The organism is Bradyrhizobium sp. USDA 4516, from assembly GCF_054055915.1.
The window spans coordinates 8,310,361-8,326,383 of record NZ_JBSRXT010000001.1 but is presented as its reverse complement, the minus strand read 5'-3'; the positions used below and the strand labels follow the sequence as shown (position 1 = coordinate 8,326,383).

12 protein-coding genes are annotated in these 16,023 nt (G+C 62.4%); 7 read left to right on the top strand and 5 right to left on the bottom strand.

Translation table 11 applies throughout. The features are described 5' to 3' along the window. From tssE to ACVI1L_RS38535, 5 genes are all read right to left on the bottom strand, one after another. Nucleotides 1–549 (bottom strand): type VI secretion system baseplate subunit TssE, encoded by a 549-nt coding sequence (gene tssE / locus ACVI1L_RS38555; RefSeq protein ID WP_092082332.1) that lies wholly within the window; start codon nucleotides 547–549, stop codon nucleotides 1–3. Nucleotides 550–617: 68 nt separating this feature from the next. Continuing rightward, on the bottom strand, nucleotides 618–1,103 hold the full coding sequence (locus ACVI1L_RS38550; protein WP_016843423.1) for an Hcp family type VI secretion system effector: 486 nt from the start codon (nucleotides 1,101–1,103) through the stop codon (nucleotides 618–620). Between the two features lie 52 nt (nucleotides 1,104–1,155). Further along, nucleotides 1,156–2,658 (bottom strand): type VI secretion system contractile sheath large subunit, encoded by a 1,503-nt coding sequence (gene tssC / locus ACVI1L_RS38545; protein ID WP_057019596.1) that lies wholly within the window; start codon nucleotides 2,656–2,658, stop codon nucleotides 1,156–1,158. Nucleotides 2,659–2,675: 17 nt separating this feature from the next. Then, complete coding sequence (tssB, locus tag ACVI1L_RS38540; protein WP_057019595.1) at nucleotides 2,676–3,203, bottom strand: type VI secretion system contractile sheath small subunit; 528 nt, start codon at nucleotides 3,201–3,203, stop codon at nucleotides 2,676–2,678. A 129-nt stretch (nucleotides 3,204–3,332) separates the two neighbouring features. Continuing rightward, on the bottom strand, nucleotides 3,333–4,646 hold the full coding sequence (locus ACVI1L_RS38535; protein WP_057019594.1) for a type VI secretion system protein TssA: 1,314 nt from the start codon (nucleotides 4,644–4,646) through the stop codon (nucleotides 3,333–3,335). 349 nt (nucleotides 4,647–4,995) lie between these two features. On the opposite strand from ACVI1L_RS38535, the gene ACVI1L_RS38530 reads away from it, so the two are divergent. The 7 genes from ACVI1L_RS38530 to tagF all read left to right on the top strand — a co-directional run bounded on the left by ACVI1L_RS38530 (nucleotide 4,996) and on the right by tagF (nucleotide 16,023). Further along, entirely contained in the window at nucleotides 4,996–6,864 is a 1,869-nt protein-coding gene (locus ACVI1L_RS38530) for a type VI secretion system Vgr family protein (protein ID WP_456785209.1), read from the top strand. A 5-nt stretch (nucleotides 6,865–6,869) separates the two neighbouring features. Further along, nucleotides 6,870–7,433: a DUF6931 family protein gene (locus ACVI1L_RS38525; protein ID WP_057019592.1), complete on the top strand. Its 564-nt coding sequence runs from the start codon at nucleotides 6,870–6,872 to the stop codon at nucleotides 7,431–7,433. Nucleotides 7,434–7,445: 12 nt separating this feature from the next. Further along, complete coding sequence (gene tagH / locus ACVI1L_RS38520; protein ID WP_456785208.1) at nucleotides 7,446–8,822, top strand: type VI secretion system-associated FHA domain protein TagH; 1,377 nt, start codon at nucleotides 7,446–7,448, stop codon at nucleotides 8,820–8,822. A 48-nt stretch (nucleotides 8,823–8,870) separates the two neighbouring features. Beyond that, nucleotides 8,871–10,208: a type VI secretion system baseplate subunit TssK gene (tssK, locus tag ACVI1L_RS38515; RefSeq protein ID WP_456785207.1), complete on the top strand. Its 1,338-nt coding sequence runs from the start codon at nucleotides 8,871–8,873 to the stop codon at nucleotides 10,206–10,208. A 149-nt stretch (nucleotides 10,209–10,357) separates the two neighbouring features. After that, on the top strand, nucleotides 10,358–11,731 hold the full coding sequence (gene tssL, locus ACVI1L_RS38510) for a type VI secretion system protein TssL, long form (RefSeq protein WP_283809217.1): 1,374 nt from the start codon (nucleotides 10,358–10,360) through the stop codon (nucleotides 11,729–11,731). A gap of 45 nt (nucleotides 11,732–11,776) precedes the next feature. Further along, entirely contained in the window at nucleotides 11,777–15,325 is a 3,549-nt protein-coding gene (tssM, locus tag ACVI1L_RS38505; RefSeq protein WP_456785206.1) for a type VI secretion system membrane subunit TssM, read from the top strand. Beyond that, a complete protein-coding gene (gene tagF / locus ACVI1L_RS38500; protein ID WP_456785205.1) occupies nucleotides 15,322–16,023 on the top strand; it encodes a type VI secretion system-associated protein TagF in 702 nt (233 codons plus the stop codon). Before tssM ends, tagF begins: the two co-directional genes overlap by 4 nt.

The following is a 16,023-nucleotide window of genomic DNA, read 5'->3' as shown; positions in this document are numbered from 1 at the left end:
CTATAATCGGTTGATCTGTATATCGCCGCTGTCGAGGTCGACGTCTGCGACGAATTCCACGGGTACGTTGAGCGGTTCGCATTTCAGGTCGGAATGCACGACGAAGCGCAGCTTGAGCTGCTCGGCGCCCACGGAGGTGTCGCGCCGCACCCGGATGGACTTGCGATCGAGTCTCGGCTCGTAGGTCGTGAGCGACATGCGCAGGGCATCGCTAAGCTCCTCGTCGGTGACTTCGTCGATCGAACGGTTTGCGATATCGGGGAAACCATAGTTCAGGATCGAGGTGCGGACGCAGCCGCGACCCGTCAGGTCAAGCGTCGATTCGAGGGCAATGGTATTGAGGAGTGTTTCGACGTCCTGCGAAACCTCGCGCCTCAGCAGCGTCTCCGAGATCGGGAAACGACCGGCGCTGCGCCGTCCTGCTATCACTCGCTCGCCGAACTGATCGCGCAGTTCGAGTGCTTTGCGCGCATCGCGAGCATCATGAGCCGCACGAAAGGCCAGCATCAATGGCGGAGAGAGCCGGTCCTTCCTTGGCGTAACGGTCATTGACGGTCCCCGTACAGCCGGCGCCGATTGCCGCTATTGGCAACCGGCGCCGGGCAGGAAGCCTGCGATCAGGCCCATTCCTTGTTGGCCGCAACGTCCCATCCGAACACCGGAGACGCGCCGGCGCCGCCTTTTTCGGTCTGGGTCTTGTAGGTCATTTTGACCTTCTGGAAGTTCAGGCTGACGTTTTCGGTGAGGCGATCCTCGCCGTGCGATCCGCCCGTCGAGACGCTGGAAACCAGAACGTGCTTCATCTCGATCTTGAGATATTCGAGCGGGTGTTCACCGGCCTTGCGTACCGTGAGGATGGCGCTGTCGATGTGCTTTCCATTGGCGCAGACCTTGAAAAGCTCGGGTGTCGCCTTGTCCACGAAGTGCGTGAAGTGGAGGTCTTGAACCGCGACCTTGCCGGCGCCGCCGCCCGACCCGCTGTGGAACGTGCCGCTTTGGCTCTCGCCGAACGACCAGCTCAAAATGTCGATTTCGTCCTTGTGTTTGTCGTCGAGCGACTCGCCCTTGATCGGATCGAGTTTCAAAAAGATGTCGACAGCCATAGCATAGCCCTTTCAAAATTCTCTGATGAGTGACGGTTGCAATAGCGCGGCGTCAGGAGCTCGGGCCTGGCAGGCGCGAAACGAGACTGAGACCGACGTCCATCGCTTCCAGTTGAAAGTGTGGACGGAGAAAGAAGCGCGCGTTGTAATATCCCGGGTTCTCCTCGTTTGCTATGACCTCAACCTTCGCAGCGGCCAGCGGCTTGCGCGCTTTCTGAGCTTCTGACGACAAGGCCGGATTGGCATCAACGTATTCGTTGATCCAGGTCTGCAGCCAGACCGTCAGCTCATCCTTTTCCTTCATGGATCCGATCTTGTCGCGAACCATGCACTTCAGATAATGCGCAAAGCGGGATACTGCGAACATGTAGGGCAGGCGTGACGACAGGTTGTCGGACGCGGTTGCATCCACGCCCTTGTCGCCGAAATACTTCTTCGGCTTATAGAGCGACTGGGCGCCGATGAAGGCGGCCTTGTCGGTGTTCTTGCGATGGATCAGCGGGATCAGTCCCGCCTTTGCAAGCTCGTGCTCGCGACGATCGCTGATGGCGATCTCGGTCGGGCATTTCAGGTCGACGCCACCGTCGTCGGTCGGGAACGTATGCGTCGGCAGGTTGATGACCTCGCCGCCGGACTGGACGCCGCGGATGCGCGTGCACCAGCCGAACTCCTTGAAGGCGCGGTTGATGTTGACCGCCATCGCATAGGCGGCGTTGATCCAGCCGTATTTGTCACCGGTGTGCCCGTCCGTCTCCTCTTCGAAGGCGAACTCTTCCACCGGCTCCGATTTGGCGCCGTAGGGGAGGCGGCCCAGTGCGCGCGGCATGCACAGACCGAGATAGCGCGAGTCGTCCTGATCGCGCAGTCCCTTCCATGCGGCGTATTCCGGCGTGTCGAACACCTTGCCGATGTCGCGAGGGTTGGACAGTTCGGTCCACGAGTCCATTCCCATCAGCGTAGGCTCGGCGCCGCTGAAGAAGGGGGCGTGCGCGGCGCCGGCGATCTTGCTGAGATCGCGGAGCAACTGCACGTCGGTGGGGAGGTGGCTGAAATAGTAGTCGCCGATCAGGCAGCCGAACGGCTCGCCGCCCAACTGGCCAAATTCGTACTCGTAGATCTGCTTGAACAGCGGGCTCTGGTCCCAGCGCGCATCGGGATAGAGCCGCAGGTTCCGATACAGCTCGTTCTTGGAGACGTTCATCACCCGGATCTTGAGGTTGGCGTCGGTCTCGGAGTTGAAGACGAGGTAGTGGAGGCCGCGCCAGGCACTTTCGATCGCCTGGAATTCGGGCGCGTGCAGGATCTCGTTCATCTGCGCGGTCAGCTTCTGATCGATCCGCGCGATCATCTCCTCGATGGTGTCGAGCACGTCCGACTTGATGACGCTCGTATCTTTCAGCGCTTCCTGAACGAGCGTGGACACCGCGTTCTCGACTTCGGTCGCCGCACGTTCGGTGCGCGGCTTGAAGCTTTGCTTCAGCAGGGCGGCGAACTCGTCAGCCTCGACGGTCCCGACCTTGGCGGTGGTCTCTTTGTGGATTGCTTCTTTTGCCATGGTCCCCATTCCTTCCCTTAGCTGTTGCTGTCGGATTCGGTGGACTGGCCGGTCGCGCGCTCGCGCAGTGCGGCCATCAGTTGAGGATCGGCGAGGAGCTTCTTCAGCTGGTCCTCGGCACCCACCTTGCCATCCATGTAGCGCAGCAGGTTGGCGAGCTGTTCACGCGCTTCGAGCAGCTTGGCCGTCGCCGGCACCTGGCGGGCGACCGCCACCGGCGTGAAGTCGGATATCTTGTTGAAGCGCAGGTTGACGGAGATCTTTTCGTCGGACCCGTCGCTGAGACGGTTGGCGACGCGCGCCGTCACGCCGGGCTGGATCGCCGCCATGCGGTTGTCGAAATTGTCCATGTCGAACTCGAGGAACTTGCGCTCCTCGACCTTCGTCTTCTCGATGCCGGGGTTGTTGCCGGAAAGATCGGACAGGACGCCCATGACGAACGGCAGTTCGATCAGCCGCTCGGCGTCGTAGGGATCTTCGTAAGTGATGTGCACGCGCGGTGCGCGGTTTCGGCGAATGAATTTTTGACCGCTGTCGGTTGCCATTGGGTTGCCCTCTTCACAAAAAAAATATCTGCGGAAGCCGACTTGCGCGACGCAGGCAGGGAAGTGCCTCGGTCTTTCGTCGGCGGAGCTTCCTTCCGTTCAGTTAGTCCCGTCGAACGGAAGGCGGGTTCAATTCGATTTATCGATCGCCTTCAGAGCGCCCTCGGGCAGCACTTCGTTCAGCAGGCTGAGGAAGTCTCGCTGTGCGAGTTCGCGTGCGCGATCGACCAGGAACGGGATCGGGCTGGACGGCTCCGCGGCCCGGAAGAACGACGCGACCTTGCTCAGCAAGTCCAACGCCTGCGCTCTATTTTCGGCCGAAAAAACAGTATCTTGAGCCTCATTTTCGGCCGCGGATGGGAGCGAGGCGGCGAACTCTGCCATGCGTTCGATCGGCAGGTCGAAGACCTTGTCGCGACCGATATTGATGGCGGCGGTCTCCGCGTGGGCCGGCATCAGCATCCGCATCACTTCGATAAACGATTTGCCAACCATGTCCTGCGCCTGCCGCACCAGCAACAGCGCCGGGCTCGACGGTTCCTTCCGGGCGAAGTAGTCGGCAGCCGCCGCTAGCGCCGCGGATGCCTGTCCGGGTGAGGTCACTGCGCCGGCGATTTCGATCGGAAGCTGCGGGCCGTCTTGAGCAAGCTCGTCCGGGGACGGGGCAATTGCGGCCGGATCGCGTGCGGTGACCAGAGTCGCGAGCCAGCCGGCCATGCCATTCGCGACACCCGCCAGCCGGTCGAGACTGATGGGTTGCCCCGAGTTCAACTTTTCGTGCCAAACCGATTTGATGCCGGCGATCTCGGCAGCGACCGCGGAACAGCGGGCGCTCACCGCCTTGAGGGTGTCGAGATCGGTCTCGCCGACGATGCGCTCGATGGTTCCGAGATCTGGCGTGTCGACATCGGCATCGCCGGCGGGAATTTCGCCCTTGGCAATCTGATAGGCACGGTAGTTGAGGCTGCCGTGCCTTCGATTTTCGATCAGGGGGAGGAATTGGAGCGGGTTGATCACCGTCGGAAACACGTCGATCGCCTCGATGGTGACGGCACGAAAGGCATAGTCGCCGTCCTCGCCCCTCGGGTGAACCGCTTCCCATTGTTCGCGGAGCAGCAGGGTGGTTGCCCGCAGGCAGCCGAGGAAGCCGTCGAGATCGCGGTTCAGGATGGAAAACTTGGCGAGCAGCATGGTCAGGCGCAGATCGCGGGTGCGAGCCAACAGGGGCTGCGCAGCGGCGAACTGGCCGGCAATATCGATGGCCTTCGGGTCGAAGCGTCCGCGCTCTCCGTTCGCATTGACGACCTCGAAATACGACATCGGCAGCAGCGATTCCGCAGCTGCGAAGAAGTTCAGGTACTGGACGTCGCCGGCCGCATCGAGGTCAGGCCCGCAGGGATCGTCCGGGTCGATGGGCTGGGTCAGGGATGCGACGTCGAGCATGCAAAGAGGATCCGTCTGCGAGGCCCTGGCCCCTCGACCAGGTCCATGACATCTGGCGGATCACGCGGGGGATCATGATCCGATTGACTGGTAGGTCAGATCAACGCCGGCCTCGGTTCATTCCCGCGATGGTGGCGGTTTCCCGTGAACCAGCAAGCGCTTGGAACCGACTACATGAGTGCCGCAGTGGCTTCCCCGGGCGGGTGCGTTGCCGCGTCAGGAGAGTGACACCGAGCGGACTTGCCGGCCATCCCACCGATGGACGGCTCGGATTTCGGTTGTTCGTGCTTGACCGCCTGCTGCGCTGGTTGCGCAGCTCGCGCGGTCAACGAGGGAGTTTAACGCCCACATGGGCCAGCTTACCCAGGATACCCGCCTCTGCGAGCTCAAGACCCCCCTTGGCAAGGACGTTCTGGTATTTGCCCGGTTCGAGGCCGCCGAAGGTCTGAGCGAACTGTTCGAATATCGCATCGAGTGTCTCAGCGAGGAAGCCGATCTCGACTTCGATCGGGCCATCGGCAAGCAGTGCACCCTCACCATCAAATTGCACGAGAAGGAACGCGAGTTCAGCGGCATTCTCACGGAAGCCCAATGGCTGGGGGTGAAGAACGACTATTTCAGTTACCGGATCGTGCTGAGGCCCTGGTTGTGGCTGCTGTCGCGGACCACCGATTGCCGGATTTTTCAGGACAAGAAGGCGCCCGACATCATCAAGGAGGTCTTCAACGAGCGCGGCTTCACGGATTATGAGTCCAAGCTTACCGAAGAGGGCTCATGTCCAAAGCTCGAATACTGCGTTCAATATCGCGAGACCGATCTGGATTTCGTGTGCCGGTTGATGGAGCAGCACGGGATCTACTACTTCTTCAAGCATGAAGGCGGCAAGCACACGCTGGTGCTGGCCGATTCCAAGTCCTCGCACAGTCCAATCAACGGTCTCGCGAAGATCCCCTACATCCCGCTTACCGGCTCCGATCGTCGCGGCGAGCAGCATATTTATGAATGGGCGTCCGAGCGCCGGTTCCGCACCGGGAAGATCGAGCTGAACGATTACAACTACCAGAAGCCCAACGCGCAGATGATCAGCGACGCCAAGGGCTCCGAGCACTACACGCGATCCGAGATGGAGTTCTACGACTATCCCGGCAAGTTCAAGGAGAAATCCGACGGCGAGCGATACGCGAAGATCCAGCTCCAGGCTGAGCAGGCGATGGATCGTCGCCGCCGGGGCAACGGCGACGCCGTCAATCTGTTTCCGGGCGGACTAACCAAGCTCGAGAAGCACGCGAAAGACTCGCAGAACGTCGAATATCTCGTGGTACGGGCAGCTCACTCGTTTTCCATCGAATCCTATCGCACTGGCGGCCCCGGCGACGCCGGGCAGCACGTCTACTTCGGCAGCTACGAATTTCTGCCGAGCGATCGGCCGTTTCGATCTCCCATGACGACGCCGAAGCCGAGGATCAACGGCATTCAGACAGCCAAGGTGGTGACCAAGGACGACAATTCGAGCGAGGAAATCGACGTCGAGTCGCTGGGCGAAATCTATGTTCGCTTTTTCTGGGATCGGAAGAAGAAGCGGTCGTGCCGGTTGCGCGTGGCGCAAGTCTGGTCCGGCAAGCGCTGGGGCGGTCAGATCATCCCGCGCGTCGGGCAGGAGGTGGTCGTGGAATTCCTGGAAGGGGATCCCGACCGGCCCCTGGTGATAGGGACCGTATACAACGATGAATACAAGCTGCCGTACGACCTGCCGTCCAAGAAGACGATCGCGGGTCTGAAATCCGACTCGACCAAGGGAGGAGGCGGCTACAACGAATGGAACTTCGAGGACAAGAAGGGGTCCGAGAAGATCACCCTGCACGCCGAGAAGGACTACGACGTCACGGTCCGCGACACCGAGACCAGGACCATCGGTGAGGCGGCGTTCGGCGGCGATACCCGCAAGACCACGCTCAAGAACGGCAACGACAAGCTTGATATCCAATTGGGCGGTCAGCACGTCAAGCTGGCGATGGATCAGTCCGTCGATGCGGGCCTGAGCATCACCCTTTCGGCCAACGTCAATATCACCCTGCAGGTTGGTCCAAGCCAGATCATCCTGTCTCCAGCCGGCATCATCATCAACGCCCCAACCATCACCATGACCGCGCAGGCCGCCATGGCGCTCGCCGCCGGCGGCCCATTGGTTGCCCACGGCACGCCAACCATTGTCGGCTGACAGCCATGAATCAGGTTCGGTTCAGCACAGTCCGCGATCTCTTCGAAGCCTATCCGCTGGCGCGCTACGACGTCGGCAAAGCCGCTCCGGACAAACTGTCGTTGGATTTCCTGCAGGAGGCGGCCGATGCGGGCAACTGGCACCAGGCTGTGTCCTTCTGCGCGTATCTGCTCCCCAGGCGCGTGGCCGTCGCCTGGGGCTGTCGCTCGTTGCGCCAGATGTTCGACCATTTCGACGGCAATGAAGGCAGGTCGCTCAATTTCGCCGAGACCTGGGTCCGGCAGCCGGACGAGCAATCGCGCAACAAGGCTTTGGCGGTCGGCAATGCCAACGATCCCGAGCAGCCGGCGACCTGGCTGGCGCTGGCGGCGGGTTGGTCCGGCGGAAGCGTGGTTCCCGCGGAATTTGCGCCGGTCGAAGCCAAGCCGGATCAGACGGCGCGAGCGGTTCGCGCAGCCCTTTTGATCGGCCTCTGCCGGCTTACCCGTGAGTCCAGGGACCGGATAATGACGGCCTGCCTGGAGGATGGTATTCAATTGGCACGCGGCGAACCGCGCCCTCCACGCTGACGAGACGATGTGATGGTGCTTCGCTTTAACATCGAGAACGAGCCGAACCTTCCAGACGGCGGCCCTGTGTCATTTACCGTCACCGGAAGGCGTTCGGTCGACATTGGCCGGGACCGCCATCTCGATTGGACATTGCCCGATCCGGCACGGATGATTTCGGGGAAGCATTGCGAGGTCCATTATCGCGACGGCGGCTACTGGCTGCACGACGTCTCGACCAACGGCACCTTTCTCAATGGTGCCGACCAGCGCATTCGAGGAGCGCATCGGCTGCGCAACGGCGATCGGCTCGTCATCGGCCACTATGTCATTGGCGTTTCGCTGGACCTGGATGAGCCTGCCGAGGACACGCCGAGCCATGGTGCGCAGCAGCAAGCTCCGCTCGCTCAGCAGCACGCCGATTACCAGGAACTGTGGGCTCCCGGTCGCGACGTGCCGCCGCCAATCGACCCGCAGCAGTTGCGAAAACCGCGCGAGGCCGCGCGGCCCGTCAATCCAGAATTCCTGGACTGGGCAGCGAGCGTTCCCGCGGCGGGTGTGGATCCTGTCCGGCATTCGCCGCAGATGCCTCAACGCGAGCCGCCGCTGCACGACGACATGAGCTGGGCAGCCGGTCCGGTCGCCACGCCAAAACCGCCGGTCGACGTGCTGCACGCGATGCCGACGCCGCGCCGACCGTCGGTGTGGGCCGACGACGACGCGGCTGTCCCGCCACCGCCGGTGCCCTCACCGACAGGGCATGTGGGAGCGCCGCGGCCGCAACTGGCCGAGCCGGCACCGGCCACGGCGGCGTCGATCGGCAATCCCGAGTTTGCGCGCCTGGTCGCACGTGCTGCCGGGCTGCCGGACGGTTTCTTTGCCGACAAGACCGAAGCTGAACTCGCGGAACAGCTCGGCGTCATCCTGCGCATGACGGTGGAAAACTTGATGGCCCTGCTGCAGGCGCGCACCCAGGCCAAGCAGCTGACGCGCAGCACCAGCCAAACCACCATCCAGGCCATCGAGAACAATCCGCTGAAATTCTCGCCGACCGCAGAAGACGCGATGCGTATCCTGTTCGGGCCGCCGACGCGCAGTTACCTCGATGCGCCGCATGCCTTCGCCCAGGGCTTCAAGGACCTCAAATCCCATCAATTGAAGACCTATGCGGCAATGCAGCATGCCGTCCGGGGACTAATCGCCAGCATCGATCCGACGCTGATGGCGCGCGAGCTCGAGCTTCAGCGCGGCGCACGGTCCTTGTTTGGCTCGAACAAGAGCAAGCTCTGGGATGAATTTTTGACGCGCTGGAACGCGCATCTCGGTCGCGACGAGAGCGCGCCGATCGATACCTTCATGCTGCATTTCTCCGAATATTACGACCGCGCAGACAAGTCGGGGTCAAAGTGAACTGTCGGTGACGATGCAGTCGCCGATCATTGCCGAGTGGATGTAGGAATGTCCTGGTACAGCAAAGTGTTCTGGTCGGAAGGCCTGTTCCTGCGGCCGCATCATTTGCAGCAGAACGATCGCTATCTCGAGCATCTGCTGGAAAAGCGTGTTCGTTACACGACACCGTACCCCTGGGGCTTTGCCCAGCTCGAGATCGATAACGATCTTACCCAGCAGAGCAAATTCGCCGTGCGCGGTGCGACCGGCGTCATGCCGGACGGAACGCCGTTCGATATTCCTGCCGACAGCCCGATCCCGGAAGCCATCGAAGTGCCGGATTCGGCCGCAGGCCAGATCGTCTGGCTGATGATGCCGGTCGCGGCGCCCAATACGCGGGAGGTGGATGAGGATCGCACCGACAGCGCAAGTCGCTACGTTCGGACTGCCGAAACGTTTATCGATTCAACCTCGGCGCTGCGCATCGAAGAAGAAATTGACGTTGTCTATCCACGCCTGTCGTTCGAGCTGCGCAAGACGAGCAAGCCGGGATACATGGGTCTCGGCATCGCTCGCATCCTCGAAGTGCGCGACAAGAACATCCTGTTCGACGACAAGTTTGTGCCGCCGATGCTGGTCTGCGCCGCGCATCCGGTTGTCGATGGCTGGCTCAACCGAATCATCGGCTGGGTCGAGACCAAGCTCGACGAGCTTGCGCGCTACGCAGTCGATCCGTCGTCCGGCGGCGGTTTGCAGAGCGTCGACTATCTGGTGCTGCAGGTACTGAACCGGACCATTCCGGTGCTGACTCATTTCAAACGATCCGGCAGCGTACATCCGGAACGGCTCTACGAGGAATTGCTGAGGTTTGCCGGTGAGCTTGCGACCTTCGCGACCACCGAACGACGCGCACGGGACTACCCGGCATACGATCACGACAACCTCGAATACGTCTTCACGCCCCTGGTCCGCGACATCCAGGATTTCCTGAGCGCGCGGCTGGGCAGGCGGGCGATCCGTCTGGAGATCATCGAACGCGCCCAGAACGCATTTGTATCGCCGATCCGCGATCGCGCGTTGTTCCGAAATGCGACCTTGGTGCTGGAGGTCGCCGCGCGGCGGCCTCTCGTGGAGATCCAGAATGAATTCCCGCACCTGTTCAAGGTCGGGCCCAACACAAAAATGACCGAGATCGTGCACGCAAACCTGCCGGGTTTGACCCTGGTGCATCTGCCGACGCCGCCACCGCACATCCGAGCCATCACAGACCACGTCTATTTCTATCTCGATCGCAAGTCGCCGCTGTGGCCCGAGTTCAGCACAGCGGCCTCGATCGGGATGCATTTTTCCGGCGACTGGCCGGAGCTTGAGTTGTACCTTTGGGCCATCCTGGAAGAGCGGCCATGACCGACAGGGACAAGCCGGTTAATCCTTTCGGTCGGGGTGAGCGGACCATCATCCGTCCGAATCCCGGCGGGAAGATGCCGCCGGCTCCGGCTCCTCAAGCTCCAGCAGGCGAGGGACCTGCCAGCCGTCCAGCGTACTCGCCATCGCCCATGGCTTCGCCTGGTGCCCCTTCGCCGCCGCCCTCGTTTTCTCCCACACCGCAGGGCGCAAGCTACGCCGCCCCGCCGACCAGCCAGCCCTCAGAGGAATGGATTTCGACACCGGCGCAGGCTCAGGCGCCGCAACCGATCCTGCCGCCCGGACCGCCGTTGCGTGTCGACGATCTGGTTGCGCCAAACGCCAATCCGGTGATGCGCGCCGGCGGCCCTTTGCTGCAGTTGCTTGGCCGGCTGCGCGTCGCGCTGATGCGGGCGTCATTCGCGAGTCTGATGGAGCAGGTCGCCGACGCCATCAAGTTCTTCGAGAAGGATATCCGCTCGGCGGGCATTTCCGAGCACCAGGCCAATACGGCGAAGTATATCCTGTGCGCGACCGCCGACGATATTGTGCAGCACATTCCGACCGACGACCGGCACGTCTGGGCCCAATATTCGATGCTCAGCCGGTTCTTCGGCGAGCGCGTGGGCGGCGTACGCTTCTTCGAGATTCTCGACCATTTGAAGACTGATCCGCTCGTCAACTATCCGGTGCTCGAGCTTCAGCACGCCTGCCTTGCGCTCGGATTCCAGGGAATCCACCGGACGTCGCCGGGCGGACTTGCGAACCTCCAGGTGATCCAGCGCAACCTCTATGAAACGCTGCGCCGGGTTCGGCCCAAGCCGACCAACGATCTGTCGCCGCACTGGCGCGGACAGGCCTTGGCCGGTCGGCGGAAGCACTTGCGCATTCCGGTTTGGCTGGTGGCGGCGGTGGTCGCTGCGCTGTTAACCGGATCCTATTTCGTTCTGCGAACGTTGCTGGCTGGCCGTGCGGAGAATGCTGCGCAAGTCGCGCTGGCACTGCATCCCGGCGATCCGATCGAGCTCAAGCGCCGCGTCGTTGCGCCGCCGCCACCACCGCCTCCGCCGCCACCGCCGGACCGCATCACCCAGCTGCAGCGCATTCGCAACGCGCTTGCACAGGAGAAGACGGCGTGCGCCATGACCGCGGATCAGACGGCGAGCTTCATCGTGATCAGGGTGTGCGATCTCGCACTATTTGCCTCGGGTCAGGCAACCATCCTGGATGGTTTCAAGCCGATCGCGGCCCGCGTCGCGGCGACGCTCGACAAGGAGCCGGGGCGAATCCGGGTGGTTGGCCATACCGACAGCTCGCCGATCCGCACCGTGCGTTTCCCCTCGAATTTCGAATTGTCGGTCGAGCGCGCCAAGGCGGTTGCCGCCGCGCTGAAGCCCGGCCTGGCCGATGGTTCGCGCGTCGATGTCGACGGCAAGGGATCGGATTCACCAATTGCCAGCAATTCGACGCCCGAGGGGCGTGCCAAAAACCGTCGGGTCGAAATCTTCATCGAACGTAGCGAATAGGCGGACGCCAGAAGCTCACGCGATAAGCGACAGGTACCGATCAATATGCTCGCCAAGGACATTCTACGCATCGTTCTCTATGGAGTCGGGCTCAGCTCGCTTGGAGCAGTGATCTACCTTGCCGGTCCCTTCGTTGCTTTCGGCGACTGGCACCCGTTGGAAAATCACATCGTTCGCCAGATCGCGATCCTGCTGCTCGGCGCGGCGGCGGCAGGCATCACCGGCCTTCATTTCTTCAAGCGACGCAAGAATGCCAAAGAGATCGCCGACGGCGTCAGCGCTGCGGACCAGGCTGTCAGCGACGAGCCGGTGCTCAAGGAGCGCATGAAGGATGCGCTCGCAACGCTCAAGACCGCGAGCGGCAACAAGTCCGGATATCTCTACGATCTACCCTGGTACGTCATTATCGGCCCGCCCGGTGCGGGAAAGACCACCGCGCTGGTCAATTCGGGACTCAAGTTTCCGCTCGCGCGCGGGGCGACGCCGGCGGCGATCGCCGGCGTCGGCGGGACTCGCTACTGCGATTGGTGGTTTACCGAGGAAGCGGTGCTGATCGATACCGCCGGTCGCTACACGACCCAGGATTCGAACAGCAAAGCCGACAAGGAAAGCTGGCTGTCGTTCCTGGACATCCTGAAAAAAAATCGGTCGCGCCAGCCGATCAACGGCGTTCTCGTCGCGATCAGTCTGGAGGACGTGCTGACGCTGCCGAAGCAGGAACTCGCGCTTCATGCCGATGCCATCAGGATGCGGCTCCTCGAACTGCATCAAAGGCTGAAAGTGAGCTTCCCGGTCTACGCGCTGTTCACCAAGGCCGATCTCGTTGCCGGTTTCACCGAATATTTCGCCTATCTCGGCGAGGCCGGCCGGCGCCAGGTCTGGGGGGCCACGTTCCAGACCGCCGACAAGACCCAGAATCTGGTGGGGCAGGTCCCGGTCGAGTTCGATCGCCTGCTGGAGCGTCTGAGCGAGGAAACGCTCGATCGTCTGCAGGACGAGCCGACGCCGCAGCACCGGGTGCAGTTGTTTGGCTTCCCGGCGCAGATGGCGCGGCTCAAGCCGCAGATCCACGATTTCCTCAACCAGATTTTTGAGCCGACACGGTATCACGTGAACGCCAATCTGCGTGGATTCTATTTCACGTCGGGCACTCAGCAGGGTACGCCGATCGATCAATTGATCGGATCGTTGGCGCGTACGTTCGGCGCGGAGGAAGTCGGTGCCGGATCGTACTCCGGAACCGGCAAGAGCTTTTTCCTTGCCGATTTGATTTCGAAGGTCATCATCGGCGAGGCCGACTGGGTCTCGACCGACCGCGCTGCGGTGCGCCGCGCCTTGATCCTCAAGACCGCGGCGCTGTCGCTGATAGGTTTGGTGGCGATCGGACTGGTCGGTGCGTGGCTGACCAGCTACAAGCGCAACTCCGACCTGATCGAGCAGAGCTTGCAGGCGGACAACGAGTATGCGGCCGCCGGGGCGCCGCTCATCAAGCAAGCGCTGATCGCCGATCACGATCTCGACAAGGTGCTGCCGCTGCTCTATCGGCTGCGGAACGCCCCGGCCGGCTATGCCTCACGGAATGAGCCGGTAGCACTGTCGGCGCGCTACGGGCTCAGTCAGCACGCGCGCCTGTTATCGCCCGCGAAGGCGGCCTATCACACCGCGCTTGAGCGCATGTTCCGGCCTCGCTTGCTGTACCGGTTGGAAGAGCAGCTCAATGCGCGCATCAACGAGCCTGCCTTCGTCTATGAGGCGCTGAAGGTCTACCTGATGCTCGGCGGCCTGCAATCCCCTGACCGCGAGCTCATCCGTTCCTGGATGCAGCGCGACTGGGCGGACAACCTCTATCCTGGCGCGACCAATGCGGAAGGGCGGCGTCTGCTCGACGAAAATCTCGTCGCCATGTTCGACCTCGAAACCGAGCAGCCGCCGCTGGTCGAGCTTGACGGACGGCTGATCAAGCAGGCCCAGAATTCATTGGCGCGCCTCAGCGTCTCGCAACGCGCCTACGAGTTCCTGAAGTCGGAGGCTCGAGGATCGACCGCCGGCGACTGGATCGCCAGCCGCCGAGGCGGTCCGGACGTGGCAGTTGTCTTCGAAACCACGACTGGGCAGCCCCTGGACAATGTGCGGGTGCCCGAGTTCTTCACCTACAACGGCTTCAATCAGAAGTTCATCGCTCGACTGCCCGGATTGTCGCAGCGCATGAAGCGGGAGCGGTGGGTGTTGGGTGACGCCGGCCAGCAATCGGCAATAGACCAGCAGTATGACAATCTGGCCGGCGATCTGCTCAGCATCTACTCCAATGAGTTCGTGACGACGTGGCGGACCGCGCTCGGCAGTCTGCGTCTGAAGAAATTGCTCGCCGACAAGCCGAAATACGAGGTGTTGAGGGCGCTTTCGGCGCCGACTTCGCCGATGCGGCAAATCCTGGAGTCGGTGCGCGATGAGACGATGCTGACCAAGGAACGCCCGAAGCCGGCGAGCGGCGGCACGCCGGCCGCGCCGCCCGCGGTGACCGCGCCGGCGCTGTTCAACAACGCCCAGGATGGTACGCCCGGTGCGGCGATCGAGTCGCAGTTCAAACCCTACCATGCAGTGCTTGAAGGGGAGAGCACCCGCCGGCCGATCGACTCGACGATCGCAAACCTGAACGACATCGCGCAGAATCTGACGCTGATGGTCGAGAATCCGCAGCTGACGGCGCAAGCAACGGCGGGGCTTCAGACCCAGGTTGCGGCGCTGCGCAACAATGCCTCGCGTATGCCGCCACCATTTTCCGATATGCTGCGGGCGGCGGCTGGGGAGTTCGAAGGCAGCATCGCCGCCTCCACGGCCGGTCAGATCCTGCAGTCGTTGCGCGATCAGGTCACGCCGGTCTGTCAGCAGACGGTGACCAACCGCTACCCGTTCGTACGGAGCAGCGGTCAGGAAGTCCCGCTCGCGGACTTTGCCAAACTGTTCAGCCCGAACGGTGTCATGGACAAGTTCTTCACTCAGTTCCTGGCGCCTTATGCGGATACGTCGCGATCCGAATGGGTCTGGCGGAAGGAGAGCCCCGTCGGCCGATCGTTCTCGCCCGATACGCTAAAGCAGTTCCAGAACGCAGCCTATATCCGCGATGCCTTTTTCCAGACTGGCGGCGGTGTGCCGGCGGTGTCCTTTGCGATCCGGCCGCCGGCCGCGGCCGGACCCGGCATCACAGTCAAGACCGAGATCGGCGGCACGACGATCACGAGCCCAACCACACCAGGACCAGCCGCAACCCCCTCCATGTTTGGCGCGCCGCAACCCGCTCCGCCGCCGCCGCCGCAGAGCAATTCACCGACGACGGTGCTCTGGCCCGGCCCATCGCCGCGGACGGCAATTTCGGTCAGCAACGAGACCGGCTCGCCATCCGTACTCGAGCGCATCGGTCCCTGGTCATTGTTCCGAATGCTGGAGGCTGGTTCGCTGGTCGCCAAGGCGGAATCCGCCAGCGCAACGTTCATTGTTGCCGGACGCGAGCTCAACTATCAGATTTCGACCGGATCGCTGCGCAATCCGTTAAACCTGTCAGTGCTCCGCGAGTTTCGTTGCCCGACCGGAATATGACCATGCGATGCGGCTTATTCGGCAAGATCGGCGCGAAGCGTGATTTCATCGCGATCGCGACGCCGCGCAGCTTCCTCGAAGTCTGGGAGCCGTGGGTGCAGGCAGCCATCTCTGCGAGCCGCCTTCAACTCGGCGCCGGCTGGCAGGAAGCATTCCTGACCGCGCCGATTTGGCGATTCTGGCTTGGCGCCGCGATCTGCGGCACCACCGTCGCAGGAGCGATCATGCCCTCGCTTGACGGCGTGGGGCGATACTATCCGTTGACGCTGCATGCGGTGCCGGATGGCGACGCCGCGCTGTCGCCGCCACACATCGATCCGCAGGACGAATGGTTTGTGCAAGTGGAGACGTTCCTGCTCTCGACCCTGGACCGGGCTGCGACGTTCGAGCAGATCTCCGATGCACTGGATCGTCTCGCGCTTCCGCGTCTGCGGACGCCGGGGACCGATCGACCGCCGGTCGTGTCGCTGAGCGATGCGACGCTGGGAATGGTTTCGACGGTCGACGGGTTTGCCGAGTCGTTCGGCACGCTCTGCGGCGCCAACCCTCAAGTCTATGCCGCGGCTAGTTTCTGGTGGACCGCCGGGGGCGAAGGGTTTTCGCCGGTCGCACTCTGTTGCCGCGGATTGCCGGATCCGTTTCGCTATTCCACATTGCTGACCGGCGACGTTGGCCGCGAAGTATCCGGGACGGGATGA

What these genes read in the sequence shown, in the direction of transcription:
- tagF (WP_456785205.1), top strand. Translation starts at nt 15,322, where the DNA reads ATGACCATGCGATGCGGCTTATTCGGCAAGATCGGCGCGAAGCGTGAT.
- tssL (WP_283809217.1), top strand. Translation starts at nt 10,358, where the DNA reads ATGGCTTCGCCTGGTGCCCCTTCGCCGCCGCCCTCGTTTTCTCCCACA.
- tssM (WP_456785206.1), top strand. Translation starts at nt 11,777, where the DNA reads ATGCTCGCCAAGGACATTCTACGCATCGTTCTCTATGGAGTCGGGCTC.
- ACVI1L_RS38550 (WP_016843423.1), bottom strand. Translation starts at nt 1,103, where the DNA reads ATGGCTGTCGACATCTTTTTGAAACTCGATCCGATCAAGGGCGAGTCG.
- tssB (WP_057019595.1), bottom strand. Translation starts at nt 3,203, where the DNA reads ATGGCAACCGACAGCGGTCAAAAATTCATTCGCCGAAACCGCGCACCG.
- tssK (WP_456785207.1), top strand. Translation starts at nt 8,871, where the DNA reads ATGTCCTGGTACAGCAAAGTGTTCTGGTCGGAAGGCCTGTTCCTGCGG.
- tagH (WP_456785208.1), top strand. Translation starts at nt 7,446, where the DNA reads ATGGTGCTTCGCTTTAACATCGAGAACGAGCCGAACCTTCCAGACGGC.
- ACVI1L_RS38530 (WP_456785209.1), top strand. Translation starts at nt 4,996, where the DNA reads ATGGGCCAGCTTACCCAGGATACCCGCCTCTGCGAGCTCAAGACCCCC.
- tssE (WP_092082332.1), bottom strand. Translation starts at nt 549, where the DNA reads ATGACCGTTACGCCAAGGAAGGACCGGCTCTCTCCGCCATTGATGCTG.
- tssC (WP_057019596.1), bottom strand. Translation starts at nt 2,658, where the DNA reads ATGGCAAAAGAAGCAATCCACAAAGAGACCACCGCCAAGGTCGGGACC.
- ACVI1L_RS38535 (WP_057019594.1), bottom strand. Translation starts at nt 4,646, where the DNA reads ATGCTCGACGTCGCATCCCTGACCCAGCCCATCGACCCGGACGATCCC.
- ACVI1L_RS38525 (WP_057019592.1), top strand. Translation starts at nt 6,870, where the DNA reads ATGAATCAGGTTCGGTTCAGCACAGTCCGCGATCTCTTCGAAGCCTAT.